This is a genomic window from Streptomyces hainanensis, assembly GCF_004348415.1.
GTDB lineage: Bacteria > Actinomycetota > Actinomycetes > Streptomycetales > Streptomycetaceae > Streptomyces > Streptomyces hainanensis.
The window spans coordinates 1-4,370 of sequence record NZ_SMKI01000571.1; the positions used below are offsets into that span (position 1 = coordinate 1).

Sequence of the window (4,370 nt, forward strand, 5' to 3'; positions counted from 1 at the left end):
GCTCATCGAACCGGCCGGCGCCACCGCGCCCGCCGCGGCGCCCGGCACCTCGGCGCCCGCCACCGACGCACTGACGAACCGACGCACCGACGAACCGACGCGCCACCGACCCACCGACCCACCGAGGAGCCCCCCATGCGCACCAGTCAGAGCCGACGCACCGCGCAAGCCCTCGCCGCCAGTACGGCGGCGCTGACCCTACTGGCCGCCTGCGCCGGAGCCGGGGGCAGCGGCTCCTCGGACGACGGCGACAGCATCAACGTGCTGATGGTCAACAACCCGCAGATGACCCAGCTCCAGGAGCTCACCGCGGAGCACTTCACCTCCGAGACCGGCATCGACGTCAACTTCACGGTGCTGCCGGAGAACGAGGTCAGAGACACCATCAGCCGCGACTTCGCCAACCAGTCGGGCCAGTACGACGTGGCGACCATCAGCAACTACGAGACGCCGATCTTCTCCCGCAACGAGTGGCTGCACTCCCTCGACGAGTACGTCGAGGCCGACGCCGACTACGACGTCGACGACGTCCTCGAACCCATCAACCTCTCCCTCACCGGCGAGGACGGCCAGCTGTACGCCCAGCCGTTCTACGGCGAGTCCTCGTTCCTCATGTACCGCACCGACCTGTTCGAGGAGCACGGCCTCACCATGCCGGAGCGCCCCACCTGGACCGAGGTCGCCGACCTCGCCGCCCAGGTGGAGGAGGCCGAGCCGGAGATGGCCGGCATCTGCCTGCGCGGACTGCCCGGTTGGGGGGAGGTGATCGCCCCGCTGACCACCGTCGTCAACACCTTCGGCGGCACCTGGTTCGACGCCGACTGGCAGGCCGGCCTCACCTCGCCCGAGTTCGTCGAGGCCACCGAGTTCTACGTGAACCTGGTCCGCGAGCACGGCGAGTCGGGCGCCGCCCAGGCCGGCTACGCCGAGTGCCTGAACAACATGGTCCAGGGCAACGCCGCCATGTGGTACGACGCCACCGCCGGCGCCGGCTCCCTGGAGGCCGACGACTCGCCGGTGGCCGGCTCCATCGGCTACGTCCCGGCCCCGGTCGAGCAGACGGACAGCTCGGGCTGGCTCTACACCTGGGCCTGGGGCATCCAGCGGGCCTCCGGAAACGCCGACGCCGCCTGGGAGTTCATCTCCTGGGCCTCCGGCAGCGAGTACGAGGAACTGGTCGGCGAGACCTTCGGCTGGGAGAACGTGCCGGCCGGCAAGCGCTCCTCGACCTACGACGACCCGCGCTACCAGGAGGCCGCGGCCGCGTTCTACGAGGTGACCAGGGACGCCATCGCCGAGGCCGACCCGATCAACCCCGGTGTGCAGGAACGCCCGGCGCCCGGCGTCCAGTTCGTCACCATCCCCGAGTTCGCCGACCTCGGCACCCGCGTCTCGCAGGAGATCAGCTCGGCCATCGCCGGCCAGCAGAGCGTGGCCGACGCGCTGGAGAACGCGCAGCGGATGGCCGAGGACGTGGCGGAGGAGTACCGGAACCGATGAGCGACACCGCCACCACACCCGCGTCCCCGCCGCCGACCCGGGCGGCGGACCGGACGCCGGTCGTGCCGCCCCGGGCCAAGCCCGGCCGGGCCCGCGCCTGGGCCACCAGGGCACCGCTGCTACCGGCCCTCGTCTTCATGATCGCGGTCACCCAACTGCCCTTCGTGGCCACGCTGGTGATCTCCCTCTTCGAGTGGAACGCGCTCTACCCCGACGACCGCGGCTTCACCGGTTTCGACAACTACTCGACCGTGCTGAGCGACTCCGACCTGCGCTCCTCGGTCACCACCACGGCGCTGCTCACCGCCACCGTGGTCCTCGTCAGCCTGGCGCTCGGCCTCGGCCTCGCCCTGCTGCTCGACCGGAGGTTCCGCGGCCGGGCGGTGGTGCGGACCATGACCATCGCGCCGTTCCTGATCGTGCCGATCGCGGCCGCGCTGCTCTGGAAGCACGTGCTGTTCAACCCCGAGTACGGGCTGCTCAACGGCCTGTTGGCGCGGTTCGGCGACCTGTTCGGCTTCACCGCGCCGCAGCCCGACTGGATCTCGGACATGCCGCTGATCGCCGTCGAGGTCGCCCTGATCTGGCAGTGGACGCCGTTCATGATGCTGATCCTGCTGGCCGGTCTCCAGAGCCGGCCGCTCGACCTCGCCGAGGCCGCCCGCATCGACGGCGCCGGCGACTGGCAGATCTTCCGCTACCTCACCCTGCCGCACCTGCGCCGCTACCTGGAACTCGGCGGCCTGCTCGGCTCGATCTACATCGTCCAGCACTTCGACGCCGTGTTCACCATCACCGCGGGCGGGCTCGGCACCGCCAACCTCCCCTACGTCATCCACCAGGAGTTCACCCAGGCCCAGGACTACGGCGTGGCCTCGGCGGCCGGCGTGCTCGTCGTCATCGGCTCGCTGATCCTCGCCATGTTCGCGCTGCGCGTGGTGTCCTCCCTGTTCCGCGAGGAGGGCAGCCGCGCATGAGTACCCCGGCCACGAGCACGTCGACCAGGGGCACCTCCAGCGTGCGGACGTCGACCACGAGGACGCTCAGGTCCCGCGTCCTCGGGCCGCTCGCCTGGCTCGCCGGTCTGGTGTTCTTCCTGCCGGTCGCCTGGATGGCGCTGACCTCGTTCCACTCCGAGTCGGACGCCGCCAGCAACCCGCCGGCGTTGCTCGCGCCGCTCACCCTCGACGGCTACCGCGAGTTCTTCGGCGCGAGCGGCGGCGCCGATCCCTGGCCGCCGCTCATCAACTCCCTGACCGCGTCGGTCTTCTCCACCCTGCTGGTGCTGCTGCTCGCCCTGCCGGCGGCCTACGCGCTGGCCATCAAGCCGGTGCGGGCCTGGCGGGACGCGCTGTTCTTCTTCCTCTCCACCAAGATGCTGCCGGCCATCGCCGGCCTGCTGCCAATCTACCTCTTCGCCCGCAACACCGGCATGTTGGACAACATCTGGCTGCTGGTCCTCCTCTACACGTCGATGAACCTGCCGATCGCCGTCTGGATGATGCAGTCGTTCCTCGCCGAGGTGCCGGCCTCCGTCATCGAGGCGGCCCAACTCGACGGCGCCCGGCTCCCGGTGATCCTGGCCCGGGTGGTCGGCCCCGTGGTCCTGCCGGGCATCGCGGCCACGTCGTTGATCTGCTTCATCTTCAGCTGGAACGAGATGCTGTTCGCCCGGGTGCTGACGGGCGTGCGCGCCGAGACGGCCCCGGTCTTCCTCACCAGCTTCGTCACGAGCCAGGGCCTCTTCCTCGCCCAGCTCTCCGCCGCCGCTCTGGCCATCTCGCTGCCGGTGCTCGCCGCCGGCTTCGCCGCCCAGGACAAGTTGGTCCAGGGCCTGTCTCTAGGAGCAGTCAAGTGAAAGCCGCCCTGATCGAGTCCGTCGGGACGATCAGCGTGACCGAGGTTCCCGATCCCACCCCGGGTCCTCGCGAAGTCGTCGTCGGGGTCGCCGCCTGCGGCCTGTGCGGGACCGATCTGCACATCCTCCAGGGCGAGTTCGCGCCCCGCCTGCCGATCGTGCCCGGGCACGAGTTCGCCGGCGAGATCGTGGCGCTCGGCAAGGACGTCTCGGAACTGGCGGTCGGCGACCTGGTCGCCGTCGACCCCTCCCTCTACTGCCACGAGTGCCGCTACTGCCGCAACGGGCACGCCAACCTGTGCGACCGGTGGCAGGCCATCGGCGTCTCGATGCCGGGCGGCGCGGCCGAGTTCGCGGTGGCGCCGGCCGCCAACTGCGTGGTGCTGCCGGAGCACGTCCGGGTCCAGGACGCGGCGCTGATCGAGCCGCTCTCCTGCGCGATCCGCGGCTACGACGTGCTGCGCTCCACGCTGGGCGCGCGGGTGCTGATCTACGGCGCCGGCACCATGGGGCTGATGATGCTGGAGCTGGCCAAGCGGACCGGCGCCAGCGGGGTCGACGTCGTCGACGTCAACCCGGACCGGCTCGCCACCGCCTTCGTGCTCGGCTGCACGGGCGCGACGGCGTCGGCCGACGAACTCGACCGGCCGCAGGGCTGGGACGTCGTCATCGACGCCACCGGAAACGCGGCCGCCATCCAGGACGGCCTCGGCCGGGTGGCGAAGGCCGGCACCTTCCTCCAGTTCGGCGTGGCGGACTACGCGGCGCGGGCGACGATCGAGCCGTACAAGATCTACAACCAGGAGATCACCATCACGGGTTCGATGGCGGTCCTGCACAGCTACGAGCGCGCCGCCGAGCTGTTCGCCACCGGCATCCTGGACCCGGAGGTCTTCATCACCGACCGGCTGCCGCTGGCCCAGTACCCGCAGGCGATGCGCCAGTTCGCGGACGGCATCGGCCGCAAGACGGTGGTCGTCCCGTAACGACGCCCCCGGGCCCCCGCCGATCC

Annotated in this window: 4 protein-coding genes; all 4 read left to right on the plus strand. The window is 70.8% G+C overall.

Annotated elements, in window-relative coordinates; all coding sequences use genetic code 11:
- Nucleotides 1-135 precede the first annotated feature (135 nt).
- The 4 genes from E1283_RS32645 to E1283_RS32660 are packed head-to-tail and all read left to right on the plus strand — an operon-like array spanning nucleotide 136 to nucleotide 4,344.
- Nucleotides 136-1,500, plus strand: a complete 1,365-nt coding sequence (locus tag E1283_RS32645) for an ABC transporter substrate-binding protein (RefSeq protein WP_132821780.1) — start codon at nucleotides 136-138, stop codon at nucleotides 1,498-1,500.
- The gene (locus tag E1283_RS32650) at nucleotides 1,497-2,477 is read left to right on the plus strand and encodes a carbohydrate ABC transporter permease (protein ID WP_132821781.1); all 981 of its coding nucleotides are present in this window, start codon (nucleotides 1,497-1,499) and stop codon (nucleotides 2,475-2,477) included. The genes E1283_RS32645 and E1283_RS32650 overlap by 4 nt, the downstream gene beginning before the upstream one ends.
- Entirely contained in the window at nucleotides 2,474-3,358 is an 885-nt protein-coding gene (locus E1283_RS32655; protein ID WP_132821782.1) for a carbohydrate ABC transporter permease, read from the plus strand. Before E1283_RS32650 ends, E1283_RS32655 begins: the two co-directional genes overlap by 4 nt.
- Complete coding sequence (locus E1283_RS32660; protein ID WP_132821783.1) at nucleotides 3,355-4,344, plus strand: zinc-dependent alcohol dehydrogenase family protein; 990 nt, start codon at nucleotides 3,355-3,357, stop codon at nucleotides 4,342-4,344. The genes E1283_RS32655 and E1283_RS32660 overlap by 4 nt, the downstream gene beginning before the upstream one ends.
- Nucleotides 4,345-4,370: the final 26 nt, after the last annotated feature.

Excerpts from the sequence above, each read along its gene's own strand:
- E1283_RS32645 (WP_132821780.1), top strand. The coding sequence starts at position 136 with ATGCGCACCAGTCAGAGCCGACGCACCGCGCAAGCCCTCGCCGCCAGT.
- E1283_RS32650 (WP_132821781.1), top strand. The coding sequence starts at position 1,497 with ATGAGCGACACCGCCACCACACCCGCGTCCCCGCCGCCGACCCGGGCG.
- E1283_RS32655 (WP_132821782.1), top strand. The coding sequence starts at position 2,474 with ATGAGTACCCCGGCCACGAGCACGTCGACCAGGGGCACCTCCAGCGTG.